Source organism: Veillonella intestinalis, from assembly GCF_943192895.1.
In the GTDB taxonomy this organism is placed as follows: Bacteria; Bacillota; Negativicutes; order Veillonellales; family Veillonellaceae; genus Veillonella_A; species Veillonella_A intestinalis.
In genome coordinates, this window is record NZ_CALPCB010000004.1 from 61,055 (window position 1) to 80,927 (window position 19,873).

Annotated in this window: 21 protein-coding genes and 2 riboswitches; of the genes, 17 read left to right on the forward strand and 4 right to left on the reverse strand. The window is 39.9% G+C overall.

What is annotated here, in order from left to right:
• Positions 1 to 16: 16 nt before the first annotated feature.
• Positions 17 to 98, reverse strand: a riboswitch (ZMP/ZTP riboswitch).
• Between the two features lie 199 nt (positions 99 to 297).
• Positions 298 to 1,227 (reverse strand): class II fructose-1,6-bisphosphate aldolase, encoded by a 930-nt coding sequence (gene fba / locus NFR27_RS04200; protein ID WP_251441072.1) that lies wholly within the window; start codon positions 1,225 to 1,227, stop codon positions 298 to 300.
• A 170-nt stretch (positions 1,228 to 1,397) separates the two neighbouring features.
• On the reverse strand, positions 1,398 to 2,306 hold the full coding sequence (locus tag NFR27_RS04205) for an RluA family pseudouridine synthase (protein WP_251454444.1): 909 nt from the start codon (positions 2,304 to 2,306) through the stop codon (positions 1,398 to 1,400).
• Between the two features lie 331 nt (positions 2,307 to 2,637).
• On the opposite strand from NFR27_RS04205, the gene NFR27_RS04210 reads away from it, so the two are divergent.
• From NFR27_RS04210 to NFR27_RS04260, 11 genes are all read left to right on the forward strand, one after another.
• The gene (locus NFR27_RS04210; protein WP_115309364.1) at positions 2,638 to 3,132 is read left to right on the forward strand and encodes a YajQ family cyclic di-GMP-binding protein; all 495 of its coding nucleotides are present in this window, start codon (positions 2,638 to 2,640) and stop codon (positions 3,130 to 3,132) included.
• Between the two features lie 132 nt (positions 3,133 to 3,264).
• The gene (cbiD, locus tag NFR27_RS04215; RefSeq protein ID WP_251454447.1) at positions 3,265 to 4,383 is read left to right on the forward strand and encodes a cobalt-precorrin-5B (C(1))-methyltransferase CbiD; all 1,119 of its coding nucleotides are present in this window, start codon (positions 3,265 to 3,267) and stop codon (positions 4,381 to 4,383) included.
• The gene (gene cbiE, locus NFR27_RS04220; RefSeq protein ID WP_251454449.1) at positions 4,359 to 4,985 is read left to right on the forward strand and encodes a precorrin-6y C5,15-methyltransferase (decarboxylating) subunit CbiE; all 627 of its coding nucleotides are present in this window, start codon (positions 4,359 to 4,361) and stop codon (positions 4,983 to 4,985) included. Before cbiD ends, cbiE begins: the two co-directional genes overlap by 25 nt.
• A 25-nt stretch (positions 4,986 to 5,010) precedes the next feature.
• Positions 5,011 to 5,595 (forward strand): precorrin-6Y C5,15-methyltransferase (decarboxylating) subunit CbiT, encoded by a 585-nt coding sequence (cbiT, locus tag NFR27_RS04225; protein WP_251454452.1) that lies wholly within the window; start codon positions 5,011 to 5,013, stop codon positions 5,593 to 5,595.
• A 17-nt stretch (positions 5,596 to 5,612) separates the two neighbouring features.
• The gene (gene cobM, locus NFR27_RS04230; RefSeq protein WP_251454455.1) at positions 5,613 to 6,428 is read left to right on the forward strand and encodes a precorrin-4 C(11)-methyltransferase; all 816 of its coding nucleotides are present in this window, start codon (positions 5,613 to 5,615) and stop codon (positions 6,426 to 6,428) included.
• 9 nt (positions 6,429 to 6,437) lie between these two features.
• Positions 6,438 to 7,556: a cobalt-precorrin 5A hydrolase gene (locus tag NFR27_RS04235; RefSeq protein ID WP_251454458.1), complete on the forward strand. Its 1,119-nt coding sequence runs from the start codon at positions 6,438 to 6,440 to the stop codon at positions 7,554 to 7,556.
• 29 nt (positions 7,557 to 7,585) lie between these two features.
• Positions 7,586 to 8,275 (forward strand): precorrin-3B C(17)-methyltransferase, encoded by a 690-nt coding sequence (gene cobJ, locus NFR27_RS04240; RefSeq protein WP_338146965.1) that lies wholly within the window; start codon positions 7,586 to 7,588, stop codon positions 8,273 to 8,275.
• Positions 8,272 to 9,063 carry a precorrin-6A reductase gene (gene cobK, locus NFR27_RS04245; protein WP_251454465.1) on the forward strand — a complete coding sequence of 264 codons (792 nt, stop codon included), beginning with the start codon at positions 8,272 to 8,274 and terminating at the stop codon, positions 9,061 to 9,063. The genes cobJ and cobK overlap by 4 nt, the downstream gene beginning before the upstream one ends.
• Entirely contained in the window at positions 9,050 to 9,724 is a 675-nt protein-coding gene (locus NFR27_RS04250) for a precorrin-8X methylmutase (protein WP_251454468.1), read from the forward strand. The genes cobK and NFR27_RS04250 overlap by 14 nt, the downstream gene beginning before the upstream one ends.
• A gap of 22 nt (positions 9,725 to 9,746) precedes the next feature.
• On the forward strand, positions 9,747 to 10,730 hold the full coding sequence (locus NFR27_RS04255; protein WP_251441365.1) for a FecCD family ABC transporter permease: 984 nt from the start codon (positions 9,747 to 9,749) through the stop codon (positions 10,728 to 10,730).
• Positions 10,730 to 11,509, forward strand: coding sequence for an ABC transporter ATP-binding protein (locus tag NFR27_RS04260; protein ID WP_251454471.1), 780 nt, complete (start codon positions 10,730 to 10,732; stop codon positions 11,507 to 11,509). Before NFR27_RS04255 ends, NFR27_RS04260 begins: the two co-directional genes overlap by 1 nt.
• Positions 11,510 to 11,625: 116 nt before the next feature.
• On the opposite strand, the gene NFR27_RS04265 is transcribed toward NFR27_RS04260, so the two are convergent.
• Together NFR27_RS04265 and NFR27_RS04270 are read right to left on the reverse strand one after the other, a co-directional pair.
• A complete protein-coding gene (locus tag NFR27_RS04265; protein WP_251454474.1) occupies positions 11,626 to 12,576 on the reverse strand; it encodes an ABC transporter substrate-binding protein in 951 nt (316 codons plus the stop codon).
• Positions 12,577 to 12,588: 12 nt separating this feature from the next.
• Positions 12,589 to 13,611: a sirohydrochlorin cobaltochelatase gene (locus NFR27_RS04270; RefSeq protein WP_251454477.1), complete on the reverse strand. Its 1,023-nt coding sequence runs from the start codon at positions 13,609 to 13,611 to the stop codon at positions 12,589 to 12,591.
• Between the two features lie 234 nt (positions 13,612 to 13,845).
• Positions 13,846 to 14,015: riboswitch (cobalamin riboswitch) on the reverse strand.
• Positions 14,016 to 14,287: 272 nt separating this feature from the next.
• Between NFR27_RS04270 and NFR27_RS04275 the strand changes: the two genes are divergently transcribed.
• The 6 genes from NFR27_RS04275 to cobO all read left to right on the forward strand — a co-directional run bounded on the left by NFR27_RS04275 (position 14,288) and on the right by cobO (position 19,739).
• Positions 14,288 to 14,605, forward strand: a complete 318-nt coding sequence (locus NFR27_RS04275) for a hypothetical protein (RefSeq protein WP_251454480.1) — start codon at positions 14,288 to 14,290, stop codon at positions 14,603 to 14,605.
• 500 nt (positions 14,606 to 15,105) lie between these two features.
• Positions 15,106 to 15,996 carry a sirohydrochlorin cobaltochelatase gene (locus NFR27_RS04280; RefSeq protein ID WP_251454483.1) on the forward strand — a complete coding sequence of 297 codons (891 nt, stop codon included), beginning with the start codon at positions 15,106 to 15,108 and terminating at the stop codon, positions 15,994 to 15,996.
• Positions 15,997 to 16,069: 73 nt separating this feature from the next.
• Positions 16,070 to 16,924 (forward strand): sirohydrochlorin cobaltochelatase, encoded by an 855-nt coding sequence (locus NFR27_RS04285; RefSeq protein WP_251454486.1) that lies wholly within the window; start codon positions 16,070 to 16,072, stop codon positions 16,922 to 16,924.
• A gap of 106 nt (positions 16,925 to 17,030) precedes the next feature.
• Positions 17,031 to 17,738, forward strand: coding sequence for a precorrin-2 C(20)-methyltransferase (gene cobI, locus NFR27_RS04290; RefSeq protein WP_251441040.1), 708 nt, complete (start codon positions 17,031 to 17,033; stop codon positions 17,736 to 17,738).
• 4 nt (positions 17,739 to 17,742) lie between these two features.
• Positions 17,743 to 19,134 (forward strand): cobyrinic acid a,c-diamide synthase CobB, encoded by a 1,392-nt coding sequence (locus NFR27_RS04295; RefSeq protein WP_251454490.1) that lies wholly within the window; start codon positions 17,743 to 17,745, stop codon positions 19,132 to 19,134.
• Positions 19,135 to 19,136: 2 nt separating this feature from the next.
• Positions 19,137 to 19,739: a cob(I)yrinic acid a,c-diamide adenosyltransferase gene (gene cobO / locus NFR27_RS04300; protein ID WP_251454493.1), complete on the forward strand. Its 603-nt coding sequence runs from the start codon at positions 19,137 to 19,139 to the stop codon at positions 19,737 to 19,739.
• Positions 19,740 to 19,873: the final 134 nt, after the last annotated feature.

A 19,873-nucleotide genomic window follows, 5' to 3' on the forward strand; every position in this document is an offset into this window, starting at 1 on the left:
AAAGACCGCCTGAGCAATCTCCTGCCCAGACGGTCGGCGTTTCAGCACATACAATACATGTGGTCAATTCCACTAATCCGTCAGCATTATATGTGATTTCTTTTGTTGAAGTCATTATAACGGCTATAGGTCATATGGTCAATCTATAAATTTAGATATTGTGTATGCGTAAAAAATATACCTGTTGCTCTCAAAGGGAAAGCAACAGGTATTTTGCACTATAATAGTAGATTAAGAACAGAACTATAATTATAGATGTGTAATAGTTTAGCTATAATTGTATAGTCTTGCTAATTTTTATAGTTTACCAGAAGAACCAAGTACATTTTTAATTTTATGTTGTACCATGCCTTTAATTGCATCACGAGCTGGTCCTAAGTATTTACGAGGGTCAAATTCGGATGGATTATTAGTTAAGCATTCGCGAATGGAAGCAGTCATAGCTAAGCGAAGGTCAGTATCGATGTTAATTTTACATACGGACATACCCGCTGCTTTGCGAAGCATATCTTCAGGAACACCTTGAGCACCTGGAATATTGCCACCATATTGATTGCATTTATCTACGAATTCAGGCAATACAGTAGAAGCACCATGTAATACGATAGGGAAGTTTGGTAATAATTTACCTACTTTTTCTAAACGTTCAAAGTCAAGATAAGGAGTGCCTTTGAATTTGTAAGCTCCATGGCTAGTCCCGATAGCAATAGCTAATGAATCGACACCAGTGCGTTCAACGAATTCGGCAGCTTGGTCTGGATCTGTAAAGATAGCATCTTTATCGCTTACATTTACATCATCTTCCACCCCAGCTAGACGACCTAATTCACCTTCTACAACGACGCCATGAGCGTGGGCATATTCAACAACTTGTTTAGTTAAGGCTACATTTGTTTCAAAATCATGTTTAGAGCCATCAATCATAACGGAGGTAAAGCCGCCATCAATACAGGATTTGCAAATTTCAAAATCTTCGCCATGATCTAAGTGAAGAGCAATTGGAAGTCCTGTGTCTTCTAAAGCAGCTTCTACTAATTTTACCAAGTAAATGTGTTTAGCGTATTTACGAGCACCAGCAGATACTTGAAGAATTAATGGAGATTGTTCTTCTTTGGCTGCATCAACGATACCTTGTACAATTTCCATATTATTTACGTTAAAGGCGCCAATGGCGTAACCGCCTTCATAGGCTTTTTTAAACATTTCAGTTGTTGAAACTAATGGCATGATAGTTCCTCCTTGTAAAACGGATTTCATAATAACTGATAACAAATGTCATACGTCAAGTTTAGTATAGCAAGAAGAACGGGAAAGGGCTACTATAATTTATGCATAGTTGAGGCTTTAACATACTTTATTTGTCATGTCTTTGGGGCAAAATATGACCCTGAATTAATTTAATCTTTTTTTAAATACTGTAAAATCAAGGGTTCCCATGATGGAGGCAGGTTTGTGTGCAGATGTAATAGCTTTTTTGTCATAGGATGGACAAATTGTAGCCCAATCGCATGGAGGGCTTGTTGTGCTAATAAATCTAAGGAACCGCCATATAAATCATCACCTACGAGGGGATAGCCTAAGTGGGCCATATGAACGCGAATTTGATGTGTTCGACCGGTATGTAATTGAAAGCGAACTAAAGAAAGCCGTTTATTACGCTTTATGCATTGTACATCCGTATGGGCTGCCTTGCCTTGGCTATCACAACAGCGCTCAATAATACTACCAATTTTTCGTGCAATAGGCCAATGAATCGTCGCTAAGGGGGCTGGAAAGTACCCATCACACAGAGCTACATAGGTTTTCTTAATAGGATTAGATAGTTTGGTAAAACTATGTTGAACCACTGCATTTTTAGCAATAATTACAAGTCCTGATGTGTCTTTATCTAAGCGATGGACTGGATGAAACGCAGCATGGGGTTGTTTAGTTTCTCTATAGTAATGAATCAAGGCATTAGCTACAGTATGATAGCGTTCTGATGCGGTTGGGTGCATGAGTAGACCAACCGGCTTATTGATAACTAATAGATGTTCATCTTCATAGACGATGGGAAGTGCATAATCCCAAGGGGTAAAGGCTGTTTCACGGGTTGGCAAATAGAGTTTCACATGATCACCAGGCTGCAATAATGTATGCCAGTTCTGTAAAGTGTGGTTTATATATATGAGGCCTTCAGTTCGTAAGCGTCGCCGCATGGCTTGTGAAACACCAGCTTGGCGCACTAGGTGATTGATGGAAACTCGTGTGGTTAGCGTTGAGTCTATTGGCACGGTTAGTTCTAATAAAGGTGTTCCAAGAGGCATAGGCTCTTTCTTGATTGTATCTGTTTTCGTTGTAAAGTCTAACTTTGAAATTATAAACACCGTCCTTATTTGACTGTAGCAAGGTGGGGTTGGGCCTTTTATCGTTTTAGGATAAAAGCCACAAGCATACCGAATGATTTATTATAGCATATCTGAAATGTGTTTAATAATGGTCTAGTGAGGGTGTATAGTAGATTATGATTAACTATGAGCGAAATTGGTAGTTTCATATGCCCTAACTATAACCAGTAGTTATTATATAAAAGTAGACCGATTACCTCTAAATAGCGTATAATAATAGTATTATCTAATGAATAGAGGAGGCATACATATGGCAAAAGATTGTTCGTTCGATGTAGTGTCGGAAGTGAATATGCAAGAAGTAGATAACGCAGTGAACCAAGCTAAGAAAGAAATTGGTACGCGTTATGATTTCAGAGGGAGTAAGTCTGAAATTAGCTTAGAAGGGGATACCATTAAGGTGCTTTCTGATGATGAATATAAATTAAATGCTGTAATCGATGTAATTAAGGGTAAAATGGTAAAACGTAATGTAGCTCTTAAAAATCTTGATTATGGTAAAGTAGAACCTGCTTCTGGGGCTACTGTACGTCAGGTTATTACGATTAAAAAAGGCATTTCTAAAGAAACTGCTAAAGATGTAGTAAAATTAATTAAAAATATGAAATTAAAAGTTACAGCGCAAATTATGGAAGATCAAGTGCGCGTAACTGGCAAGGACAAAGATTCTTTGCAAGAAGTGATTCAAATGTTAAAACAGCAGGATTTGCCTGTAGAATTGCAATTCGTAAATTTCCGCTCCTAAGTAAGAGCCTCGAAGAGCAGCGATTTATACCGCTGCTCTTTGCCATGATATAAGTTGAAATAGTGAATTTAGCTTTATATCATAGGCGAAAGAGGGCTCCATAGAAGGCACGTTTCATCAAAGGAGGTATGGATGGATGTAGAATCAATGCGAGGCGGTTATACTACTGGCTCGTGTGCTACAGCAGGTATGAAAGCGGCTTTACTCGCTTTATTACAAGAAGAATTTCCTAGCCAAGTGACTGTTATTAATCCACAAGGACAGCCTATTGAGGTGCCAATTAAAGCCGTAGAGGTTCTATCGTCATCGGAAGCTAAGGCTACGGTTATGAAAGATGGTGGTGATGATCCTGATGTTACTCATGGCACTGATGTGGTCACCACTGTGCAGTTAACTACTGATGGACAGTTACAGTTTAAGGCTGGTTTTGGTGTAGGCACTGTTACAAAATCAGGATTGGCTATGCCCCCAGGGGAACCAGCTATTAATCCTGGACCACGAACTATGATGACTACAGTATTTCAGGAATTTTGTACTGAGGGTCAAGGCGTAATAGTTACAGTTTCTGTGCCTGAAGGGGAAATCTTAGCTCGCAAAACTCTTAATAGTACATTAGGTATTGAAGGTGGTATTTCTATTATTGGCACTACAGGTATTGTGAAACCTATGAGTGAAGAAGGATTCAAAAATTCGTTGGTGCCTCAATTAAAGGTTATGAAGGCAGCTGGCTATGAAACAGCGGTTCTTGTACCAGGACGAATTGGTCAAGAATTAGCTCAAAATGTGCTAGGTGTGTCTATTAACCAAATGGCGGAGACGTCCAATTTTATTGGTTTTATGTTAGAACAGGCTGTAAAAATAGGCTTCAAAAAGATTGTGATTATTGGTCATATTGGTAAAATTATAAAACTTGCTTCAGGAAGTTTTCATACCCATAATCGCATGAGTGATGGTCGCATGGAAACTATTGTTGCCTATGCGGCTTTGGAAGGAGCTAGTACAGTAGTAGCTCATGAACTTATGGAATGCCGGACTACGGAAGCGGCCATGCCAATTTTAGCACGGGAGCATTTAGAAGGAGTTTATCAGCTCGTAGCAGATAGAGCTTCTATGCGCTCTGAACGATATATTGCACAAGAAGCGCAAGTAGGCATTATGATTGCAACCTTAGATGGGCAAATTTTGGCAGTAGATGAGACGGCACGACGTATAGGAGGTGAAGAACAATGGCACATACCCTCTACGTTGTAGGCATTGGGCCAGGTAATCCTGAGTATGTCGTACCCCGTGGCCTAACCTTAATTAAGGAAGCTAAGGTATTAGTGGGCAGTGAACGGGCATTGCTTGATTTTGCCCAGACAGAACAGCTTACGTATCCTATTACGGGTAAGTTAAGTGCTTTAGCTGAGTGGATAGATACTCAATTAGCCTTGTCTGATGTAGTTGTTTTAGTTAGTGGTGACACCGGTTATTATAGTTTACTGCCTTATTTAAAAAAGAAGTTTCCCCTAGTGCCTATTGAGGTAGTACCTGGTATTAGTTCTATGACTTTTGCCTTTGCACGGATTGGCGAAGTGTGGCAGGATGCAGATTTATTGAGTTTTCATGGTCGTGTGCCACCAGAAACAGCCTTGCAATATGAAGCTGGTCGTAAGTTAGGTTTTCTAACCGATAAAGAACATAATCCAGCAGCTATTGCACAGAGTTTATTAGACCATGGCTGGCCGGCGGATACGATAGCGTATGCCTGTGAACGACTCAGTTATGAAGATGAGCGTATAGAAAAACAATCCCTAGCGACAATGACGGAATTAGCAGGTTTTTATCATTCTGTATTGATTGTAATTGGGTAAGCAGATTAATATAAAGGAGTATTACATGCGTCATTTTTTTGGTATTGACGATGAAGAATTTATTCGTGGCGACGTGCCCATGACGAAGCGTGAAATTCGCATGGCCGTTCTTAATGAAGCTCGTGTACAAGAAGGTAGCCAAGTCTTAGATGTAGGTGCTGGGACAGGTTCGATTTCCATTGAGGCTGCTTTGGGTGCCCCAAAAGGTCATGTATATGCTATTGAACGTTTCACCAAAGGGGTAGAGCTTATAAAAGAAAACATGGCTAAGTTTAATGTGACAAATATGACTGTCATTGAAGCCAAGGCACCGGAAGGAATGGCTGATTTACCCGCTTTAGATGCTATCATTATTGGTGGCAGTGCTGGTGGTATGGATGCTATTTTAGATGAGTCAGAGCGTCTTTTAAAACCAGGTGGCCGTTTGGTAGTGACTGCGGTTACTATGGAAACAGGTTATACGATTTTAAAAGCGTTGAAAGATAGACCTTTTACCTACGAAGGGTATCAAATGCAGATTAATCGGTTCCGCAAAGCAGGACCGTATCATATGCTCAATCCATTGAGTCCTATTTTTATTGTTACAGCTATTAAACAAGCTGAAGTGTAGGAGGTATAGTTGGTAGTATGAGTACAGTAGAAACTGCACAAGCAGTTACACAAGAACAGTCCTCGCAAATCGCGCCAGTAGTGCATTTTGTAGGGGCTGGCCCAGGGGATCCAGAATTAATTACGCGCAAAGGGTATCGCTTAGTAAGTGAAGCGGACATTGTTATTTATGCAGGATCTTTGGTAAATCCAGATATTTTAGCAGCTTGTAAAAAAGGTTGTGAAATTCATAATAGTGCGACTATGAATTTGGATGAAGTCATTGAAGTAATGAAACGAGGGGCTAGTGAAGGTAAGGCGATTGTTCGTTTACATACGGGTGACCCAGCCATTTATGGCGCCATCCAAGAGCAAATGGATCGCCTTAAAGAGTTAGATATTACCTATGCTGTAGTACCTGGCGTTAGCTCCTTCTTGGCTACGGCGGCAGCTTTAAAGCAGGAATATACACTACCTAATGTATCTCAAACGGTTATTATTACGCGCATGGAAGGGCGTACACCAATGCCGCCAAAAGAAAAGTTAGGCATGTTAGCAGCTCATGAAGCAACTATGTGTATTTTCCTTAGCGTACAGATGATTGACCGTGTGGTAGAAGAATTAGTAAAGGGTGGTTATAGCCCTAAAACACCAGTAGCTATCGTGGTAAAAGCTTCTTGGCCAGATCAGCGTATTATTCGTGGTACCTTAGAAACCATTGCTGATATTGTAAGTCAAGAAGGGGTATTACGTCAGGCTATGATTGTGGTAAGTAAAGTGTTAGATAGTGATTATGAATTATCTAAACTATATGACAAAGGATTTAGCCACATGTACCGTAGCGCTAAAGACTGAGGTGATACTATGAATAGTTTGCGCACCGCGATTATATCGGTAACGACGCATGGTGCGAAGTTAGGTCAGGCCTTGCGTACTCATTTACTAAGTACGGCAGCTGAAACGAATTCAGAAGTAGTTTGCTTTGAAAAAGAAGGGCGTATTAGTGGTGCTAAAGCTACTACCTTTGCTTCCATGAAACCTCATGTGGAAACTTGGTTTACGACATATGACCGGTTGCTTTTTATTATGGCCACAGGCATTGTAGTACGTATGATTGCTCCTTATATTAAGCATAAATCGGAAGATCCAGCCGTAGTCGTTATGGATGAACAAGGGCAATTTGCTATTAGTCTTTTGTCCGGTCATTTAGGTGGGGCGAATGAATGGACTGCAGAAATTGCCGACGTTGTGGGCGCTACGCCTGTGATTACAACGGCTACTGATGTTAATGGTATTCCGGCTCCTGATGTATTAGCTCGTAAACTACAGTGTAAGGTAGATAATTTTACTGCATTAAAAGAAGTTAATGCTGCGTTAGTGGCTCGTGAAACAGTACCGTATTATATTGATGATACTTTGTATTTTTTACATCATTATGAAGCGGTGGCGAAGTTACAAGGGATTGAATTAATTCGGTTTAATCCACATACCGTAACAGGGAAGGCTTTATTAGAAACTGGTGGGATAGAGGCACCACGAGTGATTATCACTGATTTAATATTGCCAACAGGTCCTAGAACTTTAGTATTAAGACCACCAACTATGGTAGTGGGGATCGGCTGTCGGCGAGATACGTCAAAAGAACTAATTTTAACGGCTATTTCAGAGTCTTTAGCTCACGTGAATCGCTCACCTAAAAGTGTAGCGAGCGCAGCTTCGGTTATTGTAAAGGCCGACGAAGTTGGTTTATTAGCAGCAGTTAAAGAATTACAGTGGCCCATTCACTTTTTTACACAAGAAGAAATGGCCCCATTTATAGAACAGAGGCATTTAGAAGAATCTAATTTTGTTAAAGAAACGATAGGAGTAGGCAACGTATGCGAAACAACAGCACTATTACAGGCCAAGAGCCAAACATTATTACAAACGAAAACGGTGTATCCACGAACAACGGTAGCCATTGCACAGGTACAATCAAAGTAATTGGGATTGGTCCTGGTAATGAAGAATTTATGACACCACAAGCGAAAGAAGCCATTTTAGCGGCAGACCGCGTAGTTGGTTATTTGACATATCTTGATTTGATTGCTGATTTGATTAAAGATAAAGAAAAAGTAGGCACTGCTATGATGCAGGAAGTAGATCGTTGTCAGCAAGCTGTGGATTTAGCCATTGAAGGTCATAAAGTAGTGGTTATTTCTAGTGGTGATTCTGGTATTTATGGCATGGCTGGACTTGTTATGGAATTGGCTAATAAAGTGCCAGCACAGCAACGTCCAGATGTAGAAATTATTCCTGGCTTGAGCGCCGTAAATGTAGCCGCCGCTGTGTTAGGGGCTCCTTTAATGCATGACTTTGCCGTTATTTCTTTGAGTGATTTAATGACTCCATGGGATTTGATCAAAAAGCGTGCTGATTTAAGTGCTGAAGGGGATATGGTTATTGCCTTATATAATCCACGCAGTAAAAAACGGGTTACTCATTTAGATGAAGTTCGTGAATTAGTATTGAAGCATCGCGATCCAAAAACGCCAGTTGGGATTGTTCAAAAAGCGGGCCGTCCTGGTCAACATATGGTGATTTCTGATTTAGCGAATTTCACTAAAGAAGAAATTGATATGCAGACCTTAGTTATTATCGGCAACAGCCAAACGTATGTAGAAAATGGTCGTATGATTACGCCTCGAGGCTACAAATTATGATTTGGGTTATTGCGGGCACATTAGATGGCCGCAATTTAGCTGTAACAGTTCGTGAAACAACAGGACAACCTGTATTTGTATCTGTAGTTAGTCAGTATGGGGCTCAGCTTGCGGCTCATGAAGGCATTGAAGTGCATACAGGCAGGCTCGATACAGACGCTATGAAAGAGATTATTGCCAATAAAGAGATTAGTTTACTTATTGATGCTAGTCATCCCTATGCAGCTGTGGTAACGGCTACGGCACGGGCGGCAGCAGCCGATATGAAAATTCCGTTTTTGCGCTTTGAACGGAAGGAAGTGCCACTGCCCGTTTATGATAAATTGCACCATGTTAGCAATGAAGTGGAAGCGGCTCAATTAGCAGGTACTTTAGCGAAATCATTACATAACCGAGTGTATTTGACTACTGGTAGTAAGACTATGCATATCTTTGCTAAGGCAGAGGCTTTGGCAAATGTGGATGTGTGGACGCGTGTCTTGCCTACGGCTGAAGTATTGGCTATGATGGAAGACTTAGGTGTTTCACCAAAGCGAATTATTGCTATGCAAGGCCCTTTCAGCTATGATATGAATCGTATAATGTTTGCAGACACACAGGCTGATGTAGTAGTGATGAAAAACTCTGGTTTGGTTGGTGGTTCTGACACGAAATTGCAAGCAGCTATTGATTTAGGTTTACATATTATTGTTATTGATCGTCCCGAGCCTGCTAAAGGGGCTATGACCATTTCCACGGCTCGGGAATTCTGTGATTTATGGGAGGACAAGAAAAGTGGAATTCATTAAAAATCCAAAAGCTATTGAAGATAAAAGTATGGAAATTATTTATCCTTATGTAAAGGATTTAAATTTGACTGACGATGAAGTGCGTGTGTATTCTCGCACTATTCATGCCTCTGGTGATGTGGAATATGCTCAATTAGTACGCACTAGCCCTGATGCGGTAAAAAAGGGGATTGAAGCCTTACAAAATGGCGCTCATGTATGCTGTGACGTTGAAATGGTGCGCACCGGTATTAATAAACCAGCGTTAGCTTTGCGTGGTAGTGAAGTTCATTGCTTAATTAAAGATGAAAAAGTAGCTGCTTTAGCTAAAGAATTAGGGGTAACTCGTTCAATTGCTGCTATGCGCACTTTTGGTAAAGAATTAGACGGGCAGATTGTAGCCATTGGTAATGCACCAACTGCTTTATATGAAGTGCTTCGTTTAGCGCTTGAAGAAGGTGTTAAACCAGCCCTTATTATCGGCATTCCTGTAGGTTTTGTAGGGGCTGCTGAATCTAAAGATTATTTAATGGAAGTATCGCCAGTACCATATATTACGGTAAAAGGGAATAAAGGTGGTAGTCCTATTGCGGCTTCTGTGGTTAATGCTCTTTTATATACGGGCGTAAATCGTGATGGTATGTTATTTGTACAAGGAAACGAGTCGAAACAACATGACTAAGGAGCTTGAATCAGCCCAAGCTATGCAGCGCAATGTAAAACGTAGTTTATGGGTGCTCGGCTTTTTAATACTAGCTCTCATTGCTATGATTGTGTCCTTAATATTTGGTTCTGCTGATATTACTTTGACCAAAATTTGGCACACCTTATGGAGTTCTGAACTAATAGACACACAGGATATGGTCATATGGAATATTCGCTTGCCACGCAATATTGTAGCGGCTTTAGTAGGGGCTAATTTAGCCGTTGCTGGGGCTATTTTACAAGCTGTTATGAAAAACCCGTTAGCAGACCCACAAATTGTCGGTGTATCATCGGGCGCTGGCTTGGCAGGGGTTATCATTTTAATCCTTTTTCCAAGTTGGGAATATTTAGTCCCTTTAGTTGCTTTTGTCGGCGCTTTAGGCGCTGCTCTTATGGTGTACGCCTTAGCGTGGAAAAATGGGATACGACCAACTCGTATTATTTTAGCGGGGGTAGCGGTAGCCGCCTTTTTAGGGTCTGGTATTTCCGCCTTACTCGTGTTCTATGGTGATCGCGTGCAAGGAGCTTTACTCTGGATGGTAGGGGGCTTATCGGCTCGTAGTTGGCCGCAAGTATATTTGCTAGCCCCCTATACTCTCATAGGCCTTATTATTGCTTTTTTAGGATCTCAGCGTTTAACAATTTTAAGCTTGGGGGATGAAACTGCTAAAGGCTTAGGGTTACCAGTAGAACAAACTCGTTTTACAATGACTGCGGTAGCTGCTTTTTTAGCGGCCAGTGCGGTAAGTGTGGCGGGACTTATTGGCTTTGTGGGGCTTGTAATTCCTCATATTGCAAGGATGATTATTGGTACGGATTATAAGTTTTTACTGCCTGGTTCAGCCTGTTTAGGGGCGGCGGTGCTTGTTATCAGTGATACATTAGGGCGGGTACTATTTAGTCCTGTAGAAGTGCCGGTAGGTATTATTATGGCCTTCTTTGGGGCGCCGTTCTTCTTGTACTTATTGCGGAGGGATGCGTAATGGATGCAATTACTGTGCAGAACTTAGCGGTCTCCTTTGAGCAAAAAGAGGTGCTATTAGATATTTCTTGGTCTGTGCCTACTGGCGCAATTACTACTTTAATTGGGCCAAATGGTTGTGGCAAAAGTACGCTGTTAAAATGCATTACTGGTAGTGTGAAACCAAAGCAGGGAACGATTGCTATTGGAGAGCGATTGACAAGCGATTATTCGGCTCGTCAATTAGCGCAGCAAATGGCCTTTTTGCCACAGTCCCCTGAAGTACCTAAAGATATGGTCGTAGAAGAACTCATCTATTGTGGGCGCTTCCCACATCAGAATTGGTGGCGAAATACGGCTGGAGAAGATCGTAAAGCCGTAGAAGATGCTATGGCGGTAACTAAGACAACGCATTTACGTCATCAACGGGTATCGTCTTTGTCTGGTGGGGAACGGCAAAGGGTTTGGATTGCTATGGCGTTAGCGCAAGAACCAGAGATTTTGCTATTAGACGAACCAACAACGTATTTAGATATTAATCATCAGTTTGAAGTGATGGAATTATTGCGTCGTTTAAATCGGGAACAAGGATTAACGGTTGTGATGGTTCTTCATGAGTTGAATCAAGCGGCTCGTTACTCTGATCAAATTGCCGTGCTTCATAAAGGGCATTTGGCAGCAGTAGGAGCACCAAAAGATGTAATGACTACAGATTTATTACAAACTGTATTTGCTGTTGAGGCTACAATTGAAGAAGGGCCTGAAGCAAGTCCTTATATTAAGATTGAAGGCTTGTTATAAAGGTAGCTCATAAAAAGGGGCTGTAACAAATGCGGATATGTCCGACATTGTTACAGCCCTTTTTTGTTAGCCTTATAAGGTATAGTATCCTTATTATTTTATTATATTTTCCCGTGTTAGAAGGTTACAGTAATACCATAGGCCATATTGGCTAATTCTGCCATAGCCTCCGGTGTATGTAAGCCTGGATTTAACAAGAATAAATTAGATGGTAAATAAAATACTTTGCCATTTTTTACTGCTTTTAGATTTTGCCAAGCCGGATTATTTGTCATTTCCTTTTCCATCGTTTTAGTGATGTCCTCTTTTTTACCCATGGTAGAGATAAAAATAATATCTGGATCATCAGCTGCTAAGGTTTCTAGTGAATAAGGAATGGTTTTAGCCGATTTGTCAAAATCACCATGTTGTAAGACTACATTAGTCATACCTAATTCCTTGACCATGGCAGCTGTTACAGCTAGTTCAGTTTCAGCCGTAACGGCTTTGCCCGTAGCTCGTAAAACAGCTACTCGTGCTGGCGTTAACGTTTTTACAGCACTCTTTACTTTTTCAATATTAGCATTGTATTGAGAAACTACCTCTTTAGCTTTGTCTTCATGATGAGTTAGTTCACCTAAGAAGAGGAGTAGCGGCACATTGTCTTTAATGCCATCATAGCTTACTAAGATGTGTGGTAGTTTATTACTTTGCAATTGACTTTCATATTTGCCATGCTGATTGCTAAGACCTATTACTAAGTCTGGTTTTAAACTTAGTAATTCCTCCATATTGATATTGGCTGTTTGCCCTAGTGAAGGGAGAGCTTTTAATTCATCGGAGAGGGCATCGCTTGAATCTACGCGACTAATGGATTTGCCATCAATGGCATCAAGAAAGTTAAGTAAAGAGTTGGCTAAGGTAGCAATCCGTTGTGGATTTGCTGGTACGGTATAACTTTGATCCTTATAAGTAATCGTACGGGTTTCGCCGCTCTTAGTAGAGTCTGTTTTACTACAGCCTACTAAGACTGTCATGGCTACAAGCAGTGATGTTAATATAAGGAAAATTCGAGTTACTGATTTCATAGAGTTTTTACCTTATTTGGCATCTTCTTTTTGTAGTGCTTCCCAAGCTTCTTGGGCATGCGCGGCAAAGAGATCACGGACTTTTTGGTTTTCACCAAGGCCATGAATGTAAGTATCTACTTTGAAACCATCAGCTTGGAGAATTGATTTATGGGAATCTGGTTCATCCCCAGCCATATCATTATTAGCATGATCGCCAGCTACCATCATAAATGGCATTAAGGTTACATGGTTAACACCTTTAGCTTTTAATTGAGGCACAATATCCTCAAGGCTTGGCCAACCTTCTACAGTATAAATGTAGGCATTTTTAAGGCCTGCTGAATCGAGGCGGTCTTGGATTACGGCATAGTAAGCATTGGATGGATCTGGCGTACCATGAGCCATAATCAATACGGCATCTTTATCACCTGTTTTAGGGAATTGAGTAGCTACCGCTTCCACTGTTTTAGCAATGTCATCGGTTTGACCTTCTTGGCCCATCCAGTACATGAGTGGAGTACCAAAGGTCATTTTTTTGAAATTATGTTTATATTGGTTGTAAACGCCTGTTTTATATTTATATTCAATGCCTGGGATTATATCTAAAGTAGTTAAAGCTACACGTGTATACCCCTCCGCTTTTAATTGATCTAATGCTTCTTCAGGAGTAGGGTAGGTAATGCCTTCATTTGCTTTGATGCGGTCGATAATAATATGAGAAGTGAAAGCAGTAACTACTTTTACACCAGGATGTTGAGCTTTGATTTCATTGATAGTAGCATCAATTGTTTTAGCTCGAGTATCTTTGAAAGTAGTACCAAAACTCATTACTACGATAGCATCTTTGTTAGGAGCTTTGGCAAGTTCTGCATTATCCGTATTATAAGTGCGAACACCGATTTCGGTAGCTTCTAATAGAGCTGGTGTGGCAGTTTTTACTTCATCGCTCAATTGGTACGCTGCTTCTGTTTGTGCACCAAGGAAGCCAAAGCCTGTTAAAGCGGCTACTGCTAGTGTGGTAGCTAATGTTTTTTTGAAAAATTGTTTGCTCATTTCATTCACTCCTCGTGATAAAAAATGGAAAATAAAATAAATAATAAATACAAAAATAACCTCCCCTTAGTAAGGGAGGTTGTAAGCAATACACTAGAATTGCTAGGCACATGACGGTTGACATATTCTACTAAGTAGCTAGCTTCTAGAAACTAACTATATGAATATGTGGTACTACTAGTCAGTGTATAGTACAGATAGTGACATCGATTAACCTCGCCATCGCTCGTGGGTTATAGGTTATCCAACAAGGCAGGTCTTCTGGCTCAAGTTCCTCGCAACAATCACCTTCCCAGAGTGTTTCCAGTGGCTTATCGATTCTGCTCCCTCTTACAGCGGCGGGACCGCGGCAGCTTTTACTGCTCTTTCCTATTAAGTCATTCACCTTGTAGGTCATATTCATTTTGTAATCATGATAGCAAAATAGATGTCCACTGTCAATGCAGTACTGGGTAGGGTATAAGGACTAGTAGTGACTTTGATATTTAGCCTGACGGTGATTGCAAGAGGCTTGGGAGCTCTTAGTAATCAAAGAGAACTATAGAAATTTGTGCATACAAGGTATGATAATTTGTTATTTGTGGCGGTTACTGTGCTTTTGCCATAGGCAAAGTAAGGAAAGTTTGGTACTATGGAGAAGTAGGTATTAATGTATATAAATAAAGGAGGTCCGACTATGGATCAATTTATGAATGGTGCAGGTCCTAATGAAGTATCTAAGTCTGTGTATGAAGTCACCTTTACACCCGTGTTAGAACGGCCTGAGTATCAAGGCGAACCAATTCATTCAAAACTGTTAGCTTTGCAAGAAGCTATGGGTGAAGAGGACTTTAATGAATATATTAATAGTTTATTGCGAATTACCTATAATGGTCGCCAGTTGTGGTTGATTACGAAAAGTGAACGGAAACGGACATTAATTGAAGGTAAATATTTGAAAACGATTGCTGAAATATTTGAAGTAGCAGCACCAAGAGTATTTTCGCAACCATAATGGTTATCAATTATATAAGAAGCAATATAGGCTTTTAGTACTAAATAATGTATAGTTACTATACATTATTGAATAAAAATTCTTAAAAATTAAATTGTCTATTTTTAATAGAATTTATTTGTTAGGACCGTAGCAAATAAGGTATCTATTAAATTGATTAATAAAATACCTGTTTTTGAGAGTGAAGCTTTGTTGGCTAAGAAGGCGATAAAACATCTTTATATCGATAAAAATAAAACTGGAACGACATAAATAGATATAGAAAGTGAAAATGAAATTAAATATTTAATTTCTCACTGATATTCATTGATAAATTATAAAATGAGAAAAATTCTCATTGACTAAAAACTAAATCTAACGTATCATTATACCAACAAATAAAGTGTGACATGTATTTTGAATATTTTCGATTATGTAAAATATGACAAATTTCAGTCTGATTTTAGAGTAGACATCATTACGATGGTGTGTAGGTATTCTTGATATCGGAGGATTTATAAATGAGTACAAAGGGTATTATTTTAGCCACATTTGGGTCTATTTATGGTGAAGCAGTAGAAAAATCAGTAGGCATTATGGAAGCTAAAATAAAAAAAGCCTATCCTGATTCAGTAATTCGTCGTGTATTTTTAGCAGATGCTTTAATCGAGAAGTGGAACGAAAAATATAAGAATCCCGTACAGTCTTTAGAAGATGTGTTAACTGATTTTAAAAACACAGATGTACGAGATGTTTTTGTATTGCCTTTCGCGTTAGTTGCTGATCAATGTTATCAAAAGATGCGCAAAGCGATTGCCACGTTTACTTATAATTGTGACCGCAATGTAATGCGCATTCACGTAGGGAAGCCATTGCTCAGCTCTTTAGGAGTAAAAAATTATGCGGATGATTATGTAGCCACCATTGATGCGATTATGAAGCATGTGAATATTCGCGCTCTAAATAAGTCTATTTTATTAATGGCAAATGGACAGAATCAATTAGAATTTAGTGCTTTGCAATTAAAATGTTTATATGGTAATGGCCAAAATGTAGCTGTTTTTACTTCCAATGGTTTTCCTAATTTTAAACAGGCTTTAACCTTATTAGAACGCTTAGATCATAAGGAAGTATTAGTGGTGCCATTAGCTCTCATTGGATCAGAACATTTAATGGATTTCCTTGGTGGTGATCGTTCTGACTCCGTAGCGACCTTATTAACCGAAGAAGGGTATGGAGTTACTATATGGAATGAAGGGCTAGGGGAAAATCCATTTATCCAAGATTTATTCTTAAAACATTTAGCACAATCAATTCGTATGATTGAACGTAAACAACAAGCAAGTCAATCAAATAAGGACGCAGGATGGCCTTCGTTGCGGGGGGAGAGTCGTGAAGCCTTAGTTGTTTAGTCAATTAGCAAGACATATAGTACATAAATAGCGGTCCTCAGAGGAGGACCGTTTTTGTCACATAGGAGGGTGTATGAAACAAGCTATTTTAGTAGTAGCCTTTGGCACGACGGTTGAATCAGCCCGTCAAAATCAAATTAATCCTGTCGTGGAATTTATTAAAAAGCAATATAAAGAGCATGAAGTACGCTTGGCGTTTACCTCACGTATTATTGTTAAGCGTTTACGGGAACGAGGCGAAACAATTGATACCGAACAAAGTGCTATTGAAGATTTAATCCATCAAGGCTATGAGTCTATTGTAGTGCAACCATTACATCTAATTGGTGGTGAAGAATTTGATAAATTAAAACAGAATATTTTGGCCTATCAAGGGCAGGGTTCTTTGCAACATATTGCAATAGGCCGTCCATTATTATACTTCTTAGGTCAAGAAGAGCGACCAGATGATTATGAGGCTTTGATTGAACAATTTATTGATACATTACAAATCCCTAAAGAAGAAGGTCTATTATTGGTTGGCCATGGTGGCATGAGTGTAGGCAATGCCTCTTATAGTGCGTTGCAATTAAAATTATTCCGCAAAGGCTATTATAATGTGCGTATCATAACCTTAGAATGTTTTCCAGAATTAGAAGATATGGCGATGCCTTGGGAGTGGGTAGATAGTAAACGACCTGGTCGAATTCATGTTCATCCTCTTCTGCTAGTAGCTGGTGATCATGCCCTTAATGATATTTTTGGTGATGAGGAAGATAGCGTGCAAACGTCCTTAGAAGCTGCTGGTTATGAAGTAGTACGTCATATGAAAGGGCTCGGTGAATATCGGGCAGTGCAGCAATTATATGTAGAGCACTTGGCTGATGCTATGGCTGGGCGCTATGAGGGGCGCGTTTCCCATAGACCAGCTATTCCTAATATAAAATAAAATCATTATTTCCGCAGAATTAATACTTGCCCGATTGTAGGCTTAACGCATACAATAATAAGGTATGTATTCAATATAAAGTATATGAACAGATAGGAGCGTAACCATGAAAGGTAAATTGTACGGTATTGGTGTAGGACCTGGAGATCCAGAATTAATGACTGTGAAAGCAGCGCGTATTGTAGGTGAAGCAGATATTATTATTACACCTAAAACAGAAAAGAAAGACGGATCTGTAGCGCTTAATATTGCTAAACCATATATTCAGGCTCACACTGAAATTGTGCCAGTGGTATTTCCTATGGTGCTTGATGATGATGCACAAGCTGCTGGTTGGGAAGAAGCTCGAAAAGTTATTTTAGGTTATTTAGAAGCTGGTAAAAATGTAGTCTTCTTAACGTTAGGGGATCCTATGTTCTACAGCACATATATGTATGTATATCGTTTGATTGAAAACACAGGTTTTGAAATTGAAACAATCCCAGGGGTGACTGCGTTCTGTGCTATTGGCTCGCATTTAGGGTATCCTATTGTAGAAAAAGAAGAAGTGCTTGCTATTGTACCAGCTACAGCTCCTAAGGAAAAAATTGATAAAGTATTAGCAGTGGCTGATGATGCTGTTATTATGAAGGTATACCGTAATTTCCACGAAGTACAAGAAACGCTTAAAAAACATAATATGGCTGATGATGCTGTTATGATTAGTCGCGTTGGTCTTGATGGTGAAGAAGTATATCGTGGCCTTGATACACTACCAGCTGATTTGAAATTAAATTATTTATCCACTGTATTGGCTAAGCGTAAGGATCGCTAAGACTATGAAATCATATGCTATTCCGAGAGTTGTCATCGCTGGTACAAATTCTGGTGTTGGCAAAACAACGATTGTAGCGGGGTTGTTGGCTGCATTTTATGAACAAGGTAAAAAAGTACAAGCCTTTAAAGTAGGCCCTGACTATATTGATCCAGGGTTTCATAAATTAGCTAGTGGTCGAGATTGTTATAATTTAGATACTTGGCTAGTACCACCACAGAAGATGAAACCATTTTTTGCTGACATGGCAGGAGATGCAGAGTTAGCTATCATTGAAGGCGTAATGGGGCTGTATGATGGAGGCCGTGAAGGCGTTAGCTCGACTGCGGAAATTGCTAAATCATTAGAGGCACCTGTTATTTTAGTGATTGATTGTAAAGCGATGGGTGAAAGTGCAGCGGCGATTGCTAAAGGGTTTAAAGAATATGACCCTACTGTTAATTTAGCCGGTGTATTATTGAATCGCATCGGTTCGGATAATCATGAGCATATGATTCGTGTTGCTATGGCGCGTTTGGGTATTCCTGTGATTGGTGTTATTCGTCGTGATGAACGGATGCATTCACCGGAGCGGCATTTGGGGCTTACCCCTGTTACGGAAGTGAATCCTCAAACGGCCTTAGATACTATTCGTGAAGCGATTAAGCAAAGTGTTGATTTAAGTGCTTTAGTTAAATTGGCAGAAGCAGCTCCAGCTGTTATGGTGCCTGAAATAGTGGCTAAAGCAAGTGCAGAACCAAAGGTGCGTATTGGAGTCGCTTATGATGAAGCATTCTCCTTTTACTATCCTGCGAGTTTGCAGGCCTTAGCCGATGAAGGGGCTGATTTAGTATATTTTAGTCCTCTTACCGATACGGAGTTGCCATCAGTAGATGCCGTATTATTTGGCGGTGGTTTCCCTGAAATGTTTTTGACTCAATTAAGTGAAAATCAGTCTATGTTGCATTCTATTCGTGAAGCGGTTGCTTCGGGTATGCCTATTTATGCAGAATGTGGCGGCTTAATGTATTTATGTGAAGCTGTTACTGACTTTGAAGGTAATGTACGGCCTATGGTAGGTTTAGTACCAGCACAATGTGTTATGCAGGCTAAACTACAAAAAGTTGGTTATGTAACGGCAACAGCTCTACAGGATACGCTGTTAGCTCCTAAAGGCAGTAGTCTAAGAGGTCATGAATTCCACTTTTCTACCATGGAGCCTGTAGAGCCTATGACAGTTGATACATTCCCGTGGGCGTTTCATTTTGAAGGTGGCCGTAAAGGGCAAACTTATAATGGTGGTTATAGTCATGGCAATATTTTAGCTACTTACTTACATTTGAACTTTGCCGGCAATGAGTCAGCGGCCGCACAATTTATTGCTAAGGCGCGTGCCTATCGTGCTAAGGAGGCGTAAGGATGACCACAGTAGATACGAAAACATCGGTTGATGGCGAGGAGCGTGTTGTTACGCCATCCCAAAGGGGCTTAATCTTAGTTAATACAGGGAATGGTAAGGGTAAAACAACAGCGGCCTTAGGTGTAGCACTCCGCGCAGTTGGTAATGGCTTACGAGTTCTTATTTTGCAATTCATAAAAGGTGGTTCTACCTATGGCGAATTGAAAGGCATCAAAGCATTGCAAGCAGCTGGTTTACCTATTGAAATTCGTCCTATGGGGAAAGGTTTTATTTTCCACAATAAAGAAACTTCAGAAGCTGATTTGATAGCTCATAAGGCGGCTGCTAAAGATGCTTGGCAAATGTTAACGGATGAAGTTATGTCTGACAATTGGGATTTAGTCATTTTAGATGAAATTAATTACGCCATTAAATTTGGTCTATTGCCGGTAGAACAAGTAGTTACGTTGTTGGAAGCAAAGCCGACCCGTTTGCATATGGTCTTAACTGGGCGCGATGCTAAGCCTGAAATCATTGCTAAAGCTGATACAGTTACGGAAATGCAAGTGGTGAAACATGCGTATGAACAGGGCATTAAAGCAGCCCGTGGCATTGAGTTTTAATATTGTAAATAAATCGAAAAAAGTCGTAATAGACTCTTGAAAAAATAAAGGTACATGCTATAATAAAATTATAAGCAGTATATTATTTTAAACTATAAGTAAGTTCTTATAGGATATATTCTTATGACCAAGGA